Annotated in this window: 15 protein-coding genes; 6 read left to right on the forward strand and 9 right to left on the reverse strand. The window is 63.4% G+C overall.

Translation table 11 applies throughout. The annotated features are described in order from the left end of the window. Window positions 1-136: 136 nt before the first annotated feature. Complete coding sequence (locus SRB521_RS16200) at window positions 137-313, forward strand: hypothetical protein (RefSeq protein ID WP_165366630.1); 177 nt, start codon at window positions 137-139, stop codon at window positions 311-313. A gap of 105 nt (window positions 314-418) precedes the next feature. On the opposite strand, the gene SRB521_RS11535 is transcribed toward SRB521_RS16200, so the two are convergent. From SRB521_RS11535 to SRB521_RS11550, 4 genes are read right to left on the reverse strand one after another with little or no spacing between them, the layout of a single operon-like run. Next, window positions 419-982, reverse strand: a complete 564-nt coding sequence (locus SRB521_RS11535; protein WP_075703459.1) for a 5-formyltetrahydrofolate cyclo-ligase — start codon at window positions 980-982, stop codon at window positions 419-421. Next, window positions 960-1,505: a DJ-1 family glyoxalase III gene (locus SRB521_RS11540; protein WP_116721876.1), complete on the reverse strand. Its 546-nt coding sequence runs from the start codon at window positions 1,503-1,505 to the stop codon at window positions 960-962. Before SRB521_RS11540 ends, SRB521_RS11535 begins: the two co-directional genes overlap by 23 nt. 35 nt (window positions 1,506-1,540) lie before the next feature. After that, window positions 1,541-2,209 (reverse strand): dTMP kinase, encoded by a 669-nt coding sequence (locus SRB521_RS11545; protein ID WP_058117219.1) that lies wholly within the window; start codon window positions 2,207-2,209, stop codon window positions 1,541-1,543. A gap of 2 nt (window positions 2,210-2,211) precedes the next feature. After that, window positions 2,212-2,940 carry a WecB/TagA/CpsF family glycosyltransferase gene (locus SRB521_RS11550; RefSeq protein WP_075703457.1) on the reverse strand — a complete coding sequence of 243 codons (729 nt, stop codon included), beginning with the start codon at window positions 2,938-2,940 and terminating at the stop codon, window positions 2,212-2,214. A 210-nt stretch (window positions 2,941-3,150) separates the two neighbouring features. On the opposite strand from SRB521_RS11550, the gene SRB521_RS11555 reads away from it, so the two are divergent. From SRB521_RS11555 to SRB521_RS11565, 3 genes are all read left to right on the forward strand, one after another. Then, window positions 3,151-4,179: an ABC transporter substrate binding protein gene (locus tag SRB521_RS11555; RefSeq protein ID WP_075703456.1), complete on the forward strand. Its 1,029-nt coding sequence runs from the start codon at window positions 3,151-3,153 to the stop codon at window positions 4,177-4,179. A 129-nt stretch (window positions 4,180-4,308) separates the two neighbouring features. After that, complete coding sequence (locus SRB521_RS11560) at window positions 4,309-5,256, forward strand: ABC transporter permease (protein WP_033116388.1); 948 nt, start codon at window positions 4,309-4,311, stop codon at window positions 5,254-5,256. Further along, the gene (locus SRB521_RS11565; protein ID WP_075703455.1) at window positions 5,249-6,043 is read left to right on the forward strand and encodes an ABC transporter ATP-binding protein; all 795 of its coding nucleotides are present in this window, start codon (window positions 5,249-5,251) and stop codon (window positions 6,041-6,043) included. The genes SRB521_RS11560 and SRB521_RS11565 overlap by 8 nt, the downstream gene beginning before the upstream one ends. Window positions 6,044-6,122: 79 nt before the next feature. Here the strand turns inward: SRB521_RS11565 and SRB521_RS11570 are convergent, their stop codons facing one another. The 3 genes from SRB521_RS11570 to pap form a co-directional block, all read right to left on the reverse strand. Further along, entirely contained in the window at window positions 6,123-7,148 is a 1,026-nt protein-coding gene (locus SRB521_RS11570) for a copper amine oxidase N-terminal domain-containing protein (protein WP_075703454.1), read from the reverse strand. An 80-nt stretch (window positions 7,149-7,228) separates the two neighbouring features. After that, on the reverse strand, window positions 7,229-9,115 hold the full coding sequence (locus SRB521_RS11575) for a S41 family peptidase (RefSeq protein ID WP_116721877.1): 1,887 nt from the start codon (window positions 9,113-9,115) through the stop codon (window positions 7,229-7,231). Window positions 9,116-9,275: 160 nt separating this feature from the next. Continuing rightward, window positions 9,276-10,751: a polyphosphate:AMP phosphotransferase gene (gene pap, locus SRB521_RS11580; RefSeq protein WP_058117213.1), complete on the reverse strand. Its 1,476-nt coding sequence runs from the start codon at window positions 10,749-10,751 to the stop codon at window positions 9,276-9,278. 247 nt (window positions 10,752-10,998) lie between these two features. Here pap and SRB521_RS11585 point away from each other — a divergent pair, with 247 nt between their 5' ends. Then, window positions 10,999-11,640, forward strand: a complete 642-nt coding sequence (locus tag SRB521_RS11585) for a YitT family protein (RefSeq protein WP_243276434.1) — start codon at window positions 10,999-11,001, stop codon at window positions 11,638-11,640. Window positions 11,641-11,689: 49 nt separating this feature from the next. Here the strand turns inward: SRB521_RS11585 and SRB521_RS11590 are convergent, their stop codons facing one another. Then, window positions 11,690-13,276, reverse strand: coding sequence for an MBL fold metallo-hydrolase RNA specificity domain-containing protein (locus SRB521_RS11590; RefSeq protein ID WP_116721878.1), 1,587 nt, complete (start codon window positions 13,274-13,276; stop codon window positions 11,690-11,692). Window positions 13,277-13,508: 232 nt separating this feature from the next. On the opposite strand from SRB521_RS11590, the gene SRB521_RS11595 reads away from it, so the two are divergent. After that, a complete protein-coding gene (locus SRB521_RS11595) occupies window positions 13,509-13,991 on the forward strand; it encodes a helix-turn-helix transcriptional regulator (RefSeq protein WP_075703449.1) in 483 nt (160 codons plus the stop codon). Window positions 13,992-14,325: 334 nt separating this feature from the next. Here SRB521_RS11595 and SRB521_RS11600 read toward each other — a convergent pair whose 3' ends face one another. Beyond that, window positions 14,326-16,395: a serine hydrolase domain-containing protein gene (locus SRB521_RS11600; RefSeq protein ID WP_116721879.1), complete on the reverse strand. Its 2,070-nt coding sequence runs from the start codon at window positions 16,393-16,395 to the stop codon at window positions 14,326-14,328. Window positions 16,396-16,437: the final 42 nt, after the last annotated feature.

The raw sequence follows: 16,437 nt of genomic DNA on the forward strand, positions 1-16,437 counted from the left end.
CATGCCCTTTGAAAAGTTCCCGGCCCGCCGGGGAACCACTTCGCCGCGGCCTACATAGAATGGGCCAGTTGGAAGGCAAGGCGCCGGTCAAACGCCGGAGCGGCCCTCCAAAATTTAAAGCGAGGTGTTTGTTCTCATGTTTGGTAACAATGGTAGCTGCTGCTGGATCATCCTCATCATCATCCTCATTTGCTGCTGCTGCGGCGGCGGAAGCTGGGGCGGCTGCGGCTGCGGCAACAACTGTGGCTGCGGCTGCGGCAACAACTGCGGCTGTGGCTGCAACAACAACTGCGGCTGCGACTCCTGCTGCTGATCCCCCACGCATCACTTAGCCAGCCTACTTAGCCTCTGTATTCCTCCGGGCGCGGCGGGGCCTTCGGGCCCCGCCACCGCCTGTCCGTGGACCGGACAGGCCCCCCTACAGGCACAGGCTCTCGGTGAGGACCCGCTCCACCGGCAGATCGTGGCGCTCCCTCGGGACGCGCTCCAGCAGGAGCGCGTCCCTGCACAGGCCCACAGTGGCACCTCCATAGCCGGAGAGATATCTGTCATAGTACCCGCCGCCCTGTCCCAGCCGGAATCGGCTCCGGTCATAGCACACGGCGGGGACCAGGACCATGTCTATTTTTCCCCGCTCCACCGCAGGACAGTCCTCCCCGGGCTCCGGAATCCCAAAGACGCCCGGGACAAGCTCCTCCATGCCCCTTACGGCCCGGGCCTCCATCCGCCGATGGGGAAGGCACTTGGGAAAGAGGACCTGTTTTCCCGCCGCCCACAGGGCCTCCGCAATGGGCCTGGTGTCCGGTTCGGTCCCCACACCGCAGAAGAGCAGCACGGTCTCCGCCCCCTTCAGCTCCGGCAGGGCCAGCAGCCGGTCGGCCAGGACCCGGTCGCCGGCCCTTCGCGCCTCCGGCGTCAGAGCGGCCGCCGCCGCCCGCATCCGGCTCCGGAGGATGTCCTTAGCCCCGGTACAGGACTGCATCCCGGACCTGCTCCGCGGCCTCGCGGCCTCTGAGGACCTCCACCAGCTTGAGGCCGAAGGGGAAGGCCGCTCCCGCTGCCTGTGCGGTGACGATGCGTCCATCCACCACCACCTGCTCGTCCCGCTGGACGGCGGCGGACCCCATCTCGTCCAGCACGCAGGGGTGGCAGGTCGCTTTGCGGCGGTCCAAAATGCCCATGTGGGCCAGTATGGAGGGGGCGGCGCAGATGGCGCCCAGCCAGCAGCCCCGATCGCTGGCCTTCTGGATCAGCGCGGTGGCAAAGAGGTCCATCTGGATGGAGGCCACGCCCCCCAGGCCGCCGGGGAGCACCAGCATCTCCATGGCCTCGGCGTCCACCTGCTCCAGCGTCACATCGGCGGTGACGGCAATGCCGTGGCTCCCCGTCACCACAGGGCCCTCCAGCCCCACCAGGGACACCTCCACCCCCGCCCGGCGCAGCAGATCGGCCGGGAGGATCGCCTCGGCCTCCTCAAACCCTTCGCCCAACAGAATATATACCATATCCAGATTCCCTCCAGTTATATTTCTTGCCGCAATTACAATTTAGATTCTACCAATCGCCAGATCTCGCGGTGAATCTCCTCCGGCCGGCGGAGCTTTCCCGCCCCGTCCACACAGGCGATCTTTTCCCAGCCGCACAGCTCGGCGGCCTTGTGGGCCACCCGGCGGCACCGGGCCAGATAGGCGGTGTCCACCTCATGGATATCCCCGGTGGTGTGGGTCTCTCCCTCCCGGCGGCGGAGGTTCTCCACCGCCTGCTCCGTGGGCATGTCCAGATACAGCACCAGCGAGGGCTCGGGGAGCCCCAGCTTACCGTACTCAAAATCGAAGAGCCAGCGCAAAAAGTCCTCCCACTCCGATTCCGGCAGCTTGCCGGTCTGATGGACGGCGTTGGAGGTGGTATAGCGGTCCGAGAGGATCTGCTTCCCCGCCGCGTAGTCCCGGCCCCAGACCTTTTTCCAGGCCGCATAGCGGTCCACCGCGTAAAAGGTGGAGGCGGCATAGGGGTTCACATCAGAGGGGCTGGAGCCGAACTCCCCCCCCAGATACATCCGCACCAGAGCGGAAGAGGGCTCCTGATACTGGGGAAAAACGATGCGGTGAAAGGGCCGGCCCTCCGCCTCCATGCGCCTGCACAGCAGGGAGAACTGGGTGGACTTTCCCGACCCGTCGGTGCCCTCCAGCACAATGAGCTTTCCTTCCATCCTCATCCACCTTTCCGCTTGCACCGCTCGCCCAGGGCCGAGGCCAGAAACAGGGGCAGCCGGGCCATGCGGCCGATGCGGCTGGGCTCCTTCATCAGGCGGTAGAGCCACTCCAGGCCCATCTTCTGCCAGCTCTCAGGGGCCCGCTCCACCACGCCGGCGAATACATCCAGACTCCCGCCCAGGCCGGCCATGAGCCGGGCCCCGGTCGCCGGGCCGTGTTCCCGCATCCAGTACTCCTGTTTTGGCGCCCCCAGACAGACAAAGACCGCGTCGGCGCCGGAGCGGCGGATCTCATCCACCACTGGGCCGTCCTCCTGAAAGTATCCGTCGTGCGTGCCGCAGATGGAGAGTCCCGGATATCTCGCCTTCAGGTTCCGGGCGGCCGCCTCCGCCACGCCGGGCTTGGCGCCCAGCAGATACAGCCGCTTTCCGCCAGCCGCCATGGATGCCATGAGTCCGGAGGCAAAATCGATGCCTGGGCAGCGCCCCTTCAGGGGGCGGCCCAGGATCCTGGCGGCATATATCACGCCGATACCGTCCGGAAGCACCAGATCGGCTCCGTTGAGGGCCTCCCGGAAGGCCCCCTCCCGGCTGGCCCGGTCCACCAGTTCCGGGTTGGGGGTGACCACATAGTGGAACCTGTCCTCCTCCAGAAAGGCCGTCCCCCTGGCCACCGCTTCCTCCAGGGTGAGGTCGTCAAAACCAACGCCCAGAATGTCTGTCCGCAAGGCAAATGCCTCCATTATCATTTAAGAATCATTGTCCCTCATGATACCACACAGCGAGGGAAAAGTCTACTCGCAACCGGCCCCTCCTTCCCATTTTATAAAAAATTAAGCATTGACATTTCAAGATGATGGGTTATAATACAGACAATACTTTAGCACCAAAAAGCACTAAAGCAGGTACAAGGTATACATAAAGGAAGGATGAATCACATGAAAAACCTGTCTAAGCTGACGGCTCTTCTCTCCGCCGCCGCCATGACCCTGTCTCTGGCCGCCTGCTCCAGCGGTAATGCCGCCTCCACGCCCGCACCGGCGGACACCTCCACGCCCACCGATACCGCCGCCCCCTCCGAGGGAGCGACCTACACCGTGGGCATCTGCCAGCTGGTCACCCACGACGCGCTGGACGCCGCCACCCAGGGCTTCATGGATGCCCTCAACGAGGCCCTGCCCGGCCAGGTCGAATTTGACGTCCAGAACGCCGCAGGCGACTCCAATACCTGTTCCACCATCGTCAACAGCTTCGTGGCCGACGGCGTGGACCTGATCCTGGCCAACGCCACTCCCGCCCTCCAGGCCGCCACCGCCGCCACCGCCGACATTCCCATTCTTGGCACCTCCGTCACCGAGTACGGCGTGGCCCTGAATATCCAGGGCTTTGACGGCACCGTGGGCGGCAACGTCTCCGGCACCTCCGACCTGGCCCCGCTGGACCAGCAGGCCGCCATGATCTACGAGCTCTTCCCCGATGCCGAAACGGTGGGCCTCATCTACTGCTCCGCCGAGGCCAACAGCCAGTATCAGGTGGACACCGTGAAGGCCGAGCTGGAGAAGCTGGGCTACACCTGTGAGCTCTACCCCTTCGCCGACTCCAATGATGCCGCCGCCGTCACCCAGACCGCCTGCGACGCCTCCGACGTGATCTACGTACCCACCGACAATACCGTAGCCTCCAACACCGGCATCGTGGACAATATCTGTCAGCCCGCCGGGGTCCCGGTGGTGGCCGGTGAAGAGGGGATTGCCAAGGGCTGCGGCGTGGCCACTCTCTCCATCAGCTACTATGACTTGGGCGTGACCACCGGCAAAATGGCTGCCCAGATCCTCACCGGCGAGGCCGACATCTCCTCCATGCCCATCGCCTACGCCGAGAACTTCACCCCCAAGTACAACCCTGTCATCTGCGAGGCGCTGGGTCTCACCCTGCCCGAGAATTACGTCGCCATCGACATGGAATAAGCGGGATTCTTTCTCAACTGAAAAAACAGCCGGAAAGGGTCTTTCTTTTCCGGCTGTTTTTTGCTATACTGTCGACGTATATTGACATTTGGAGGCGGGGCGGACGCTTTGCCTCCGGAATTGGGGGAAATGGAATTGACGAGCTTTCTCAACGCACTCCCCGGCGCCATATCCCAGGGGCTGGTCTGGGGCATCATGGCCATCGGCGTGTATATCACCTACAAGCTGCTGGATATCGCCGATCTGACGGTGGACGGCTCCTTTTGTACAGGAGGCGCCGTGGGCGTCATGATGATGGTGGCCGGCCACAACGTATGGCTCTCCCTGCTGTGTGCCATTCTGGCGGGCATGCTGGCCGGACTTGCGACCGGTGTGCTCCACACGGCCTGCGGAATCCCCGCCATCCTGGCCGGCATCCTGACGCAGCTGGGGCTGTGGTCGGTCAACCTTGCCATCATGGGCATGAAGGCCAACCAGTCCCTGAACGTCAACAACTATGAGCTTCTGGTCTCCCTGCGCTATCTGCAGGATGTATCCAAAGGGACCCGTCCCTTCTGGCAGCACCCCATTTTTGTAGTGGGCACCTTTACCGTGGTCATTGTGGCCGTTCTGTACTGGTTCTTCGGCACCGAGCTGGGCTCTTCGCTCCGAGCCACCGGCGCCAATCCTAACATGGCCCGCGCACAGGGTATCAACACGGATTTCAATAAGGTGCTGGGTCTCGTCCTCTCCAACGGACTGGTGGCGCTGTCCGGCGCCCTGCTGGCCCAGTACCAGAGCTTCGCCGACATCAACATGGGCCGCGGCGCCATTGTCATCGGCCTGGCCGCCGTGATCATCGGTGAGGTGGTATTCGGCAAGCTCTTCCGCAACTTCGGCCTGAAGCTGCTGGCCGTGGCCATCGGCTCCATCATCTACTATGTGGTGATCCAGGCCGTGGTAAGCCTGAGCGGCATCAACTCCAACTACCTGAAGCTGCTCTCCGCCCTCATTGTGGCGGTGTTCCTTACCGTTCCGTACTGGAAAGGGAAATACTTCTCCAAGCCCGTGAAGAAGGGGGGAGTCACCCATGCTTGAGATCCAAAACATCTATAAAACCTTTAACGCCGGGACAGTCAATGAAAAAACAGCCCTCAACGGCGTGTCCCTCACCCTGGACGACGGCGATTTTGTCACGGTAATCGGCGGAAACGGCGCGGGAAAGTCCACCCTCCTCAACGCGGTGGCGGGGGTGTGGCAGGTGGACGAGGGGAGCGTCACCATCGACGGAACGAACGTAACCAGACTCCCGGAGCACAAGCGGGCCAAATTCATCGGACGGGTGTTCCAGGACCCCATGATGGGCACTGCCGCCACCATGCAGATCGAGGAGAATCTCGCCCTGGCCATGCGCCGCGGCAAGGCCCGCACCCTCCGCGCCGGCATCACCAAGGCGGAGCGGGAGCGCTACCGGGAGCTGCTCAAGATCCTGGACCTGGGCCTGGAGAACCGCCTCACCTCCAAGGTGGGCCTTCTCTCCGGAGGCCAGCGCCAGGCCCTCACATTGCTGATGGCCACCCTCCAAAGGCCCAAGCTCCTCCTGCTGGATGAGCACACCGCCGCCCTGGACCCCAAGACGGCGGCCAAGGTGCTGGACACCACCGAGAAAATCGTCCAGCGAGACAAGCTCACCACGTTGATGATCACCCACAATATGCGGGACGCTATTGCCCATGGTAACCGCCTCATCATGATGTATGAGGGCCGTATCGCCATCGATGTGGCAGGTGAGGCGAAGAAAAAGCTCACCGTGGAGGGCCTGCTGGAGATGTTCAGCAAGGTCAGCGGCTCAACAGAGGCCGATGATAAACTACTGCTCTCCTGAAAAACGCATCGCAAATCAAGATGGAATGGAAAAGGCCGCGTCACATCGTGACGCGGCCTTTGGATGTCTGTCGAATGGTTCAGAACCAGTTGCTCTCCAGTTTCAGCACATGGAGACTGATGAGGTCGTCCAAGGCCATAAAGGTGACGCCGTCCACCGCTTGGGTGGGGGCCACCAGACCTACCGTTACGTCGCCCTTGGCGGCCTGTTCCTCTCCGATGGTGAAATGGTAGAGCTCGCCCTCCCCCTCGGAGACCGTGACACGGTTGGTATAGGGCTCCCAGGAGACCTGGTATCCCAGCGCCTCGGCCACCTTGCGGACGGGGACCAGAAGGCGGTCGTTTTCTACCCTGGCCGCGCTGGCGCCGGAGAGCTCCAGTGCTTCGCCGTTCACCGACACGGAGAGTCCCTCCGCAGTGACCCAGCCCGCATAGGCGGAGGGGAATACCATCACCTTGCCGGGCGCAGCCTGCGCGGGCAGGCTCATGGTCACGACGTCATACCAGGAGAGGATGCGCACACCGGGATAGAGGTCGGCGGCGCTCACGGTACCGCAGGTATTGCCCGGTCCGGCCAGATACTGGGTCTCGCCGGTCAGATGGAGCACCACATCCCCGCTTACATACACGTCCACACCGGCCTCGGTCTCTGCCACGCTCTGGACCTCGGCATATGTGGGCACGCCGAAATCCGCGGGAATATTGCACAGGATGATCGATGCGGAGGCGATGGGTGGCAGGCTCTTGGTCATGGCCGGCCCCACCCAGGCATAGAGGATCTCATTCTTCCGGATGTCCGCAAAGGACTTCTCCTCTCCGGTAACGGCATCCAGGATCTTTGTGTCCTCCTCCACATTCACCACGATCTTGGCATAGGCAGCCCCTTCGTTGTCATTTTGCAGCGTGAGGCTGTTGTCTCCCAGCTCAGCGGCCTGGCCCCAGACTTGGATGGGGAAGCTCTCGCTCCGCTGCATCAGCGTGTAGGCGGGCTGTTCCGCCGCGCCTTCTTTCGCACTCATCTCCGCCCCGGCGGCCGCACAGGGCAGGAGCAGCGTCGCGGCAAGCGCCGCAGTGAGGGCCGTTTTCAGCAGTTTGGGCTTTTTCAAGGTCTGATTCCTCCTTATGCGTCTTTCGTCTTTTGGACGCGCGGGCGCAGAGAATGTTCCCGCGCTTTACAAATTTTCCGTTACGCGCCCGCCGCCGGGGTGAGGATGCCGGAATAGGACATCAGGCGGTAGACCATGGCGGCGGCCTCCTCCCGGGTGGTGGGAGCGTTGGGATCAATGTCCGCAAGGTCGTCGGCGAGCAGGCCGAGGCTGTCCGCCGCAACGGCGGCCTCCCGGGCCCAGGAGGCGAACTTCTGGACGTCCGGAGCGGCCAGCTCTTCGTCGGTGACGCTGTCCAGCCGCCAGCCCACCTTCAGGTCCGCCCGCCGGCCCATGCGGGCCAGGATGGTGATGAACTGCTGGTGGTCGATGCGCGCATCCGGGTCGAACTCCCCGTTCTCATTGCCCTGGACCAGTCCCAAGTGATAGGTGATGTCCACCGCCGTGGCGTACCAGCTCTCTTCCGATACGTCGGTGAAGGGTGCCCGGCCCTGGTTGGTCCAGCACCAGTAGCCCATGGCCTGTGTGATCAGACTGACCAGCTCCGCCCGGGTAAGGGGCTCCTCGGGCAGAAAGCTGCCGTTCTCATCTCCCTGCACCGCTCCCAGCGCGGCCAGAGCGTTGATCTCCTCGGCATAGGGGGAGTCCTCCACATCCTCCATCCAGCGGGAGACATACTCGGTCTCCCAGTCTGCGGAGACCGTCTCCGGGTCCACGGACTCGCCGTCGAGCGTCATGGGCGTGCCGGGGGCCAAGGCGGAGAGGAGCTCGGCAAAAGCGGGGGCATAGTCGGCGCTGAGGGCGGCCTCTTTGTGGACATACCACTCCTGCCCCGCCAGCTCCAGGACCAGCACATCGGGCGATTCCGCCGCGGCTTCGCCGCAGAGGAGGCGCGCCACCTCGTCGGCCAGGTCGGCGTCCACCACCAAGTCGGGCAGTACACCGGAGCGGTCGGGGGTCACATAATTGGGCGAGTAGTATCGGTGCGTCGTTACGCGCATCACCGAACCGTCATCCAGTCCCAGCACGCTCTGGGCAATTCCCTTTCCGAAGGTCCGGGTGCCGATGATGAGCGCATAATCGTAATCCCGCATAGAGGCGGCAAAGAGCTCGGAGGCGCTGGCGGAGTTGGCGTCTACCAGGACCACCAAGGGCTCTTCGATGAGCCCCGGCGTCTCCACAGGAAAGGGGTTGGGCGTCCAGGAGCTCATGCTCCCCTCCCGGTCCACCAGATAGGCCACAGTGCGGTTGCCCAGCACATGGCCCACCGCCTCCACCACCGAGGTGGCCTCGCCGCCCGGATTGCCCCGGAGATCCACCACCCAGCGGTCCGCCTGCTCGTCCTCCTCGGTGATATAGGTCTGGAAATAGGAGCCGCTGTTCTCGCCGAAGCTGGTGCACTCCAGCCAGCCGATGTGGCCGTCCACCACTTCGCCGGTGACCGTGGGGAACACCACTTCGGCGCGTGTCATATCGAGCTCCGTCCGGGCGCCGTCCCGCTCCACGGTGATGGTCACCCTGGTGCCGGCCTCCCCCCGGATCAGCGTGGCCAGCGCCTCGGTGCTGCCGGCCTCCTCCACCATGACGCCGTCGGCGGCCACAATAAGATCCCCGATCTTCAGCCCGGCCTGAGAGGCGGGGGAATCCGGGGCCACGCTGGTGACCTTCAGACCGTCCGCGGTGGACTCCACCATCACACCGATCCCCACCACATCGCTGTCCCCCAGGTTCTTCTGGAAGTCCTCGAATTGCTGGGCGGTCATATAGTAGGTGTAGGGATCGCCCAAGGCGTTGGTGATCTCGTCGATGGTGGGCAGGGCCAAGATCTCCTCGGGGATCTCGTCGATGTAGTACTCCCGCAGGATCTCCCTGGCCTGCTCCACAGAGATGGCGCCAGCGGCGGGGCTCAGCGTCAGGGTCAATGCCAGCAGCAGAGCCGCCGCGCGCATGGGTCTTTGAAATTTCATTTGACAAGTTCTCCTTTATTGTCCCGTCCCGGGATGACAGCTGCTGCTATTGTACCATCCTCCGTCCGCTCTGTCCACCTTTTGCAGATGCCAAAATATGCGCCTGCGCCCTTGTTTTCAATTTGTTCATACGTCTGTTTTCACCCGGACGGACCGGGAGCTAACCGTCCAGGCGCCGCTCCAGGGCCTTGCGCACGGTCCTGAGCACCTTCAGCCGGGCATATTTTTTGTCGTTCCCCTCCACGAGGATCCAGGGGGCGTACTCGGTGGAGGTCTTTTGCAGCATCTCGTCCACCGCCAGCTCGTACTGCGGCCATTTCTTTCGGTTGCGCCAGTCCTCTTCCGTGATCTTGTACTGTTTCTCCGGCGTGCTCTGCCGGTCCTCAAACCGGCGGAGCTGGGTATCCTGGTCGATCTGGAGCCAAAATTTCAGCACTACGGCCCCCCACCGGCTCAGCTCCCGCTCAAACTCGTTGATCTCGTCATAGGCCATGCTCCACCGCGCCTCAGGGGTGAGGCCCTCCACCCTCTCCACCATGACCCGGCCATACCAGGTACGGTCGAAGAGGACCACATGGCCGTCCTTGGGAAGCTGCCGCCAGAAACGCCACAGATAGGGTCTGGAGAGCTCTTCCGGGGTGGGCGCGGCGATGGGCACCACATCAAAGCCCCGGGGGTCCAGCGCCCAGGAGAGCCGGCGGATCGCACCCCCCTTGCCGGATGCATCCCATCCCTCAAAGCCCAGGACCACGGGCACCTTCTCCCGATAGAGACGGCTGTGGAGCTTTTGAAGCTTCTTGCGCTCCCGCTTCAGTTCTGCCCGGTATGCCTCCTCCGTGGTGCTCGGCGAGAGATCCACATCCTTCAGCCGGGGCATGGCGCGCAGCGGCCAGGGCACCTGCTCCGGAGGGAGAGGCCGCGGCGCGCCATCCTCCAGGGCGGCACGGAGCGCGTCCCGCACTCTGCGCAGCACTTCCAGGGTTCCCCGGGTCTTGTCCTCGTTCTGCACTACATGCCAGGGGGCATGCACGGGGTTGGTGGCCTGGAGCAGCAGCTCCGTGACCTCCGCCCTGGCGGCATACTCCCGGTTCCTCCTCCAGTCCCGGTCCGTGACCCGCCAGGCTGTGGCCCCATGGTCCGACAGTTTTTCCAGCCGCCGCTTCTGCTCCCTCCGGCTGATGTTCAGGAAGAACTTGAGGATCAGATAGCCGTCGTCCCCCAATTGCCGCTCAAAGGTATTGATGGACTCCACCAGACCGGAGGCGGCCGCCTGGTCCTCCTCCAGCCGGGTCAGCGCCCGGCTGTACCAGCTCCGGTCCAGCACCGCCATCTCTCCCCTGGGTGGGAGATCCCTCCAGAAGGGCCACAGCAGGGGGCGCCTCCCCTCCTCGTCGGTGGGATCGGCATAGGACCACACCTGGTAGCCCCGAGGGTCCAGCTCCGAGATCACTTTGGAAATGATGCTCCCCTTCCCCGACGCACTCCAGCCCTCAAAGACCAGCAGCACCGGCAGTCCTGCCTGTTTTATGGGCTGCTGGAGGGCCGCCAATTCCTTTTGGATGGCCTTGATCTCCCGTTTGCAGGCCCCTTCTTCCTCCTGCGTGATGGCTTTCTCCTGGCTTTTCCACTCTAACATGGACCTCGCATCCTTTCTGAAATCGCAGGAACCGGGCGCAGATGGGAGGACCGCGCACGCCGTTTGTCCCTATCCGCCTCTATCCCGTCCTATTCGGTTTGAGTCTCCGCCATCGGGTTTGCCGGGACGGAGTCCTTTCTGATATCATAGGGAACAAGCGCCGTATCCCCGCGGCAGACGGCGTCGGTCTCCGCCATATCCCTGATCAAATCGAGTTAGGAGTTTTATTATGTCCTCCCACAGCGGAATGTGGAAAAAAACTGTATTTACCTACGGAATCATCTTACTGGGCTCGGGCATCCTGTCCTTCGGGCTCTACAACATCCATGAGCGCACCAACGTCACCGAGGGAGGTGTGCTGGGCATGACGCTGCTCCTTCAGCACTGGTTTGGATTCTCCCCCTCCGTCACCAGCCCTCTGATGGACATCGCCTGTTATCTGCTGGCCTGGCGCTTTCTGGGGAACGCCTTTGCCCGGTACGCGCTGGCGGCCAGTCTGGCCTTCGCCGGCTTTCATGCCCTGTGGGAGCAGTTTCCGCCCCTCCTGCCCGACCTCTCCGCCTACCCCGCCATCGCCGCCGTGGCCGGCGCCCTCTTCGTTGGATTGGGCGTGGGGTTGGTGGTACGCATCGGCGGAGCCTGCGGCGGCGACGATGCCCTGGCCCTGAGCATCTCCCATGCAACCCGTTGGCCCATCGCCCGGTGCTATCTCCTCACCGACCTTACCGTACTGGCGCTGTCCCTCTCCTATATTTCCGTCTCCCGTATTCTCTATTCCCTCATCACCGTCACCCTCTCCTCCGCCCTGATCGGCTGGGTGCAGGGCACAGGGAGGGCCCCCTCGAAGGACGGCGCGGACGGGGGTGCGCCGGAGACCGAAACCGCATAATCCAAGGGGCGCGCCGTACGGCGCGCCCCTTGCGTTTTCAGACGAAAGGTCACCGATCCCATTTCTGGATCAGTGCCAGCAGCTCCTTTTCGAACTGGGCCAGGTCCTTGTTGGTGCCTCCCTTGTTGTGGCGGATGGCGTCCAGCAGGTCCTGCCCGGCGGACTCCAGCTTGCGGTAGGCAGGGGAACCGCCGGCCGAGACAGGCTTGGGCGGCAGGGGCACACCGGCGGCCAGCATACGGTCATTGGCCAGGTCATAGACCTCCTCATACTCCGCGGCATGGGCGGCCAGCCCCGCGTCGCGCAGATGCTGGGCAAAGATCTCGGTGACGGACGCCTCGCCGTGGACCACAAAGGTGTGGCGGGGCTTGGGGGCGTAGTGCCTGGCCCAAGCGAGCAGATGGTCCCGGTCGGCATGGGAGGAGAGTCCCTTGAAGTTGACGATGCGGGCATTGACGGCGATCTCCTCGCCGAAGAGCTTCACCGACTTGGCCCCCTCCAGCAGGGCCCGGCCCAGACTGCCCTCGGCCTGATAGCCCACAAAGACGATGGCGCACTCCCGGCGCCACAGATTATGCTTGAGGTGGTGACGTATCCGGCCCGCGTCGCACATACCGGAGGCCGAGATGATGACCTTGGAAGCTTTGTCCATATTGAGAGCCTTGGACTCCTCGCTGGACTCGGTGAGGGTGAGGCCGGGGAACTGGAAGAGGGCGCCGCCCTTCAGGGCTTCAATGGCTGCCTCGTCCAGATAGCCGTGCAGATTGCTGGAGAAGATGCGGGTGGCCTCATTGGCCAGCGGCGAGTCCACACAGACCTGGAAATCCGGGTGGGTCTTCACCAGGCCCTCGTCCTTCATCTCCCGCATGAAATAGAGCAGTTCCTGGGTACGGCCCACGGCGAAGGACGGGATGATCACGTTGCCGCCCTTGGAAAAGGTCTCGTCTATGATCTCGGCCAGAGCCCCGGTATAGCTCTCCGGCGGCTCGTGGAGGCGGTCTCCATAGGTGCTCTCCATCACCACATAGTCGGCCTCTCCGATGTACTGCGGGTCCCGAATGATGGGCTGATCCACATTGCCCAGGTCTCCGGAAAAGACGATCTTCCGGGTCACATCTTCCTCGGTGAGCCACAGCTCCACGCTGGCCGAGCCCAGCAGGTGCCCCGCGTCCACAAAACGGATGCGCACGCCCTCGCACAGATCCACTGTATCTCCGTACTCGTATGTGGTGACCAGCTTCATGGCCGCTTCCGCGTCCGCCATGGTGTAGAGCGGCTCCACTATGGGCTTGCCCGCGCGGCGGCCCTTCTGGTTCTGCCACTGGGCGTCGGACTCCTGAATGTGGGCGGAATCCCGGAGCATAATGGACATCAGCTCTCCGGTGAGGCGGGTGGCGACGATGGTCCCGTGAAAGCCCTGCTTGACCAGCAGGGGGATGCGCCCCGAGTGGTCGATATGCGCGTGGGTCACAATGACGTAGTCGATATAGCCGGGGGCAAAGTCCAGGACCCGGTTGTCCCGCTCGTCCCGCCCTTGCTGCAGTCCGCAGTCGATAAGGATCTTCTTTCCGTTTACCTCCAGGCAGTGGCAGCTGCCGGTGACAGCTTTGGCCGCGCCGAAGAATGTGAGCTTCATGTGGCACCTCCCTGTTACTTATATATTTATTCTAATGCTTTCCCCCCCAGGTGTAAAGCCCTTGTCGAAAATTTACAAAATCGCCACAAGGGCGGAGCACCGCAGGGTCCGGAAGTCAGAAAAGCGGCGAAACACGCCGTACGTCAGGCAAACCCGGTGCAAACCGCGCCGCAACAAATCGCGTCTTTACTTTTCACCGGCTTCTGAACTATACTTGACCCGAGGTGATGAAATGACCGTCCATCAGAATCTTCGGGACCTGCGTCAAATTTCGGGCTTGACGCAGGAAGAAGCGGCATCCAGGGTCGGCCTGACCAGGCAGGCCATTTCGGGCTATGAATCCGGCCGAAGGCAGCCGGACATGGATATGCTCCTGAAACTCGCTGAATTGTACCATACCGATCTTCTTGGCGTCGTATATGGGCGGGGCAGCGCGCAGAAAAAGATGCGCCGGTTTCAAGTCGCGGCGCTCATGACGTTTCTTGTCCCGCTGCTCCTCACTTTGATGCACTCCTGCCTGATCCTGTTTGCAAATACATGTTTCCCCGTCGCCGGTGATATGCTGATTACGGAGGCCACAAGACCGCTCATTGAGACGCGCCTCGCAGTGATCGGCGCATGGGAGCTGCTCGAGGGGCTCGCCCAAGCGGCTTCCTTTGCCGGCTGCATCCTGCTTGCCGTCCTGCTCCCAGGTCTGCCCCCCTGCCGTCGATGAAGCACTCTCTTCTCTTTCTCCTAGCCTTCCTGCTCGGAGGCATTGCGGTCACGCTCCCGTTTTCGGCCTTTGATCCCTGCTATTCACGCGCTGATTATATGCTCATCCTCCTCCATACGTTTTTGCCGGTAGTCCTTCTATGGATCGGCCTGGTGGGGATGGGGCTGTTCAAATCGCTCTGCAAGAAAAGGCAGGGACCTCTCTCTCCATAGCATTCCACATACGCCTCATCCTTCGGCAGGACGCATCTGCGCATTGCAGAGCAGCGGCCCGGACATCTCGGATGTCCGGGCCGCTGCTCTGTTTCGGTACAAATGCCGGGGCGCCCGGCGTATTATTGCGCTTCTTCCGTTACGGAGAGAGGAAACCGCGTGCCCGGTTCGCCGGCGAAAACGATCCAGCCGCCCTCCGGAAGCAGGGCGTGGGTATCTCCAAACGCCCAGGACCCGGCCACGACCTGCCCAAGCTGGTCGTATACGTAAAAAGCCCCCGCCTCGGGCAGCGTGACATTCAGCGTCCCGCCCGCCAGCGCCCCGACCTGATACCAGCGGGCCCGGCCGTCGGACTGGATGGTGGTGTAGGCCCCCTCCCCACCCCAAAGGGGGCGGGCGGCGGCGGAGTCCATGCACAGGTAATCGCCCACAGTGAGATACTCTGTGCCGTCCTCCACCTGCACCGTATAGTCCGCACCGTTGCGGCTCCCGGTACCGGGGAGCTGGAGATACTGCCGCGCGGTGTCCGCATCCTCGATCCAGTCCAGGGCCGCGTAGCCGGGCGCCTCGGCCAAGGTGGAGACGGCGGTGAAGGGGCCGGAGAGGTACACCTGGGAGGTATACTTCTCGTTGGCGATGAGGTAGAGCTTCTCCCCTCTGGCCTCCCAGGCGGCCAGGGCCTCTTCGGACGCCTCCCCATTGGGCTCCAGGCGCTCCATGGCATAGCTGGCCGCCCCCAGAGGGACGAGCCCCGGAATGTCGGAATAGGCCTTCTCATAGAGATAGACCCGTCCATTCTCCTCGGGGATAAATTTTACCAGGAGGGTCTCCTCCTCGCCCCGGAAAGACCCGTCGTCATAGTAGGTGAGCGTCATAGGAGCGCCGCCCAGCGCCGCAGGAGCGGCCAGCGTCAGGGCGCCCGCCTCGTCAAAAGAGGCGGTAAGCATACCGGTGAGCCCGGCGTACGTCCCGGCATATGACAGGACCGCCTGGGGGAGCCGGGCGGGCTCCGCCTCGGGAAGCGACCAGGATTCGTCCACAGTGATCCCCCGCTGGGCCAGGGCGTCGACCAGGATGCGGGCCCCTGCCAGTTGGTTATAGGTGCTCACACCGCCGGAGGAGAGTACGGCCACCGCCATATCGTGCTCCGGCAGGACGATGAGCCCCGCGTGGTAGCGCAACGTGTCTCCGCCTTTTACCAGGGCCTGGATACCGTTTTGCCCAAAGGGAAACATGTGCACATTGTCCCAGCCCAGGCCATACCCCAGTTGGTCGTCGGCGCTGTCCTCCGGCCACAGGCCCCGCGCGGCCCAGTCGGCGGTCATGGCGTCCAGGGACGCCCGGCTCAGCAGTTCCGTGCCGCAGAGGAGGCCGCCGAAGGAGGCAAGGTCCGCGGCGGTGGCGTAGATGCCGCCGGTGCCTACGATACCCAGGGTATCCTGAGGCAGGGCCCAGGGATCCTGGGGGGAGGCGTAGGTCCTGGCCAGGCGGTCCGGGTCGAAGTCCCCGCCGGGGGCGAAGGTGTCTGCCAGCTCCCCCGGCGCCAGAAGGGCGGCGCGGACATAGTCCATGTATTCCATTCCGGAGGCCGCCTCCACCACCAGCTCGGCCAGAGTATAGCCATCGTTGGAGTAGACGCAGTAGGCGCCCGGCTCGGCCTTGAGCCGCTGCGTGGCGAGGCGCCGGAGCAGCGCATCGGCGGCCTGTGGATCGGTATCGTCAAAGAGAAAGGCATTGCGGGTGCTGTCCCCCATCAGGCCGGAGGAATGGTCCAGGAGCATCCGCACCGTGATGCTCTGATACCGCTCGTCTGCCATGCAGAACTCCGGCAGGATCTCCGCCACCGGCGTCTCCAGCGTCAGGGCCCCCCCTTCACAGAGCTTCAGCACCGCTGCGGCCGTATACGTCTTGGACACCGAGCCCACACCGTAGAGAATATCCTCGGTAAGCGCCCGGTTTTCACTGCGGGAATAGACTCCCCAGCCGCCCTGGAGCGTGATCTCTCCCCCCTCCCAGAGGGCGTAGCGGATGCTGTCCGCGCCTCCATACTCCGCCGCAAGCCGGACGGCGTGCCGGGCGGCCTCCTCCCGGGTCCTGATCCGGGCGTCCTCCGCCGCCAGGGCGGGCGCGGAGAGGGCTGCGGCAAGCAGCAGCCCGGCCAGGACCGCCGACAGGGTGTGCTGAATTCTCATATGGGGATACCTCCTATCTGTCTCCGGATGGGTCTCGCCCGG

The sequence above is a fragment of the Intestinimonas butyriciproducens genome (assembly GCF_004154955.1).
Taxonomy (GTDB): Bacteria; Bacillota; Clostridia; order Oscillospirales; family Oscillospiraceae; genus Intestinimonas; species Intestinimonas butyriciproducens.

Coding starts and splice junctions, on each gene's coding strand:
- SRB521_RS16200 (WP_165366630.1), top strand. CDS start 137: ATGTTTGGTAACAATGGTAGCTGCTGCTGGATCATCCTCATCATCATC.
- SRB521_RS11535 (WP_075703459.1), bottom strand. CDS start 982: ATGCAGTCCTGTACCGGGGCTAAGGACATCCTCCGGAGCCGGATGCGG.
- SRB521_RS11540 (WP_116721876.1), bottom strand. CDS start 1,505: ATGGTATATATTCTGTTGGGCGAAGGGTTTGAGGAGGCCGAGGCGATC.
- SRB521_RS11545 (WP_058117219.1), bottom strand. CDS start 2,209: ATGGAAGGAAAGCTCATTGTGCTGGAGGGCACCGACGGGTCGGGAAAG.
- SRB521_RS11555 (WP_075703456.1), top strand. CDS start 3,151: ATGAAAAACCTGTCTAAGCTGACGGCTCTTCTCTCCGCCGCCGCCATG.
- SRB521_RS11560 (WP_033116388.1), top strand. CDS start 4,309: ATGGAATTGACGAGCTTTCTCAACGCACTCCCCGGCGCCATATCCCAG.
- SRB521_RS11565 (WP_075703455.1), top strand. CDS start 5,249: ATGCTTGAGATCCAAAACATCTATAAAACCTTTAACGCCGGGACAGTC.
- SRB521_RS11575 (WP_116721877.1), bottom strand. CDS start 9,115: ATGAAATTTCAAAGACCCATGCGCGCGGCGGCTCTGCTGCTGGCATTG.
- pap (WP_058117213.1), bottom strand. CDS start 10,751: ATGTTAGAGTGGAAAAGCCAGGAGAAAGCCATCACGCAGGAGGAAGAA.
- SRB521_RS11585 (WP_243276434.1), top strand. CDS start 10,999: ATGTGGAAAAAAACTGTATTTACCTACGGAATCATCTTACTGGGCTCG.
- SRB521_RS11590 (WP_116721878.1), bottom strand. CDS start 13,276: ATGAAGCTCACATTCTTCGGCGCGGCCAAAGCTGTCACCGGCAGCTGC.
- SRB521_RS11595 (WP_075703449.1), top strand. CDS start 13,509: ATGACCGTCCATCAGAATCTTCGGGACCTGCGTCAAATTTCGGGCTTG.
- SRB521_RS11600 (WP_116721879.1), bottom strand. CDS start 16,395: ATGAGAATTCAGCACACCCTGTCGGCGGTCCTGGCCGGGCTGCTGCTT.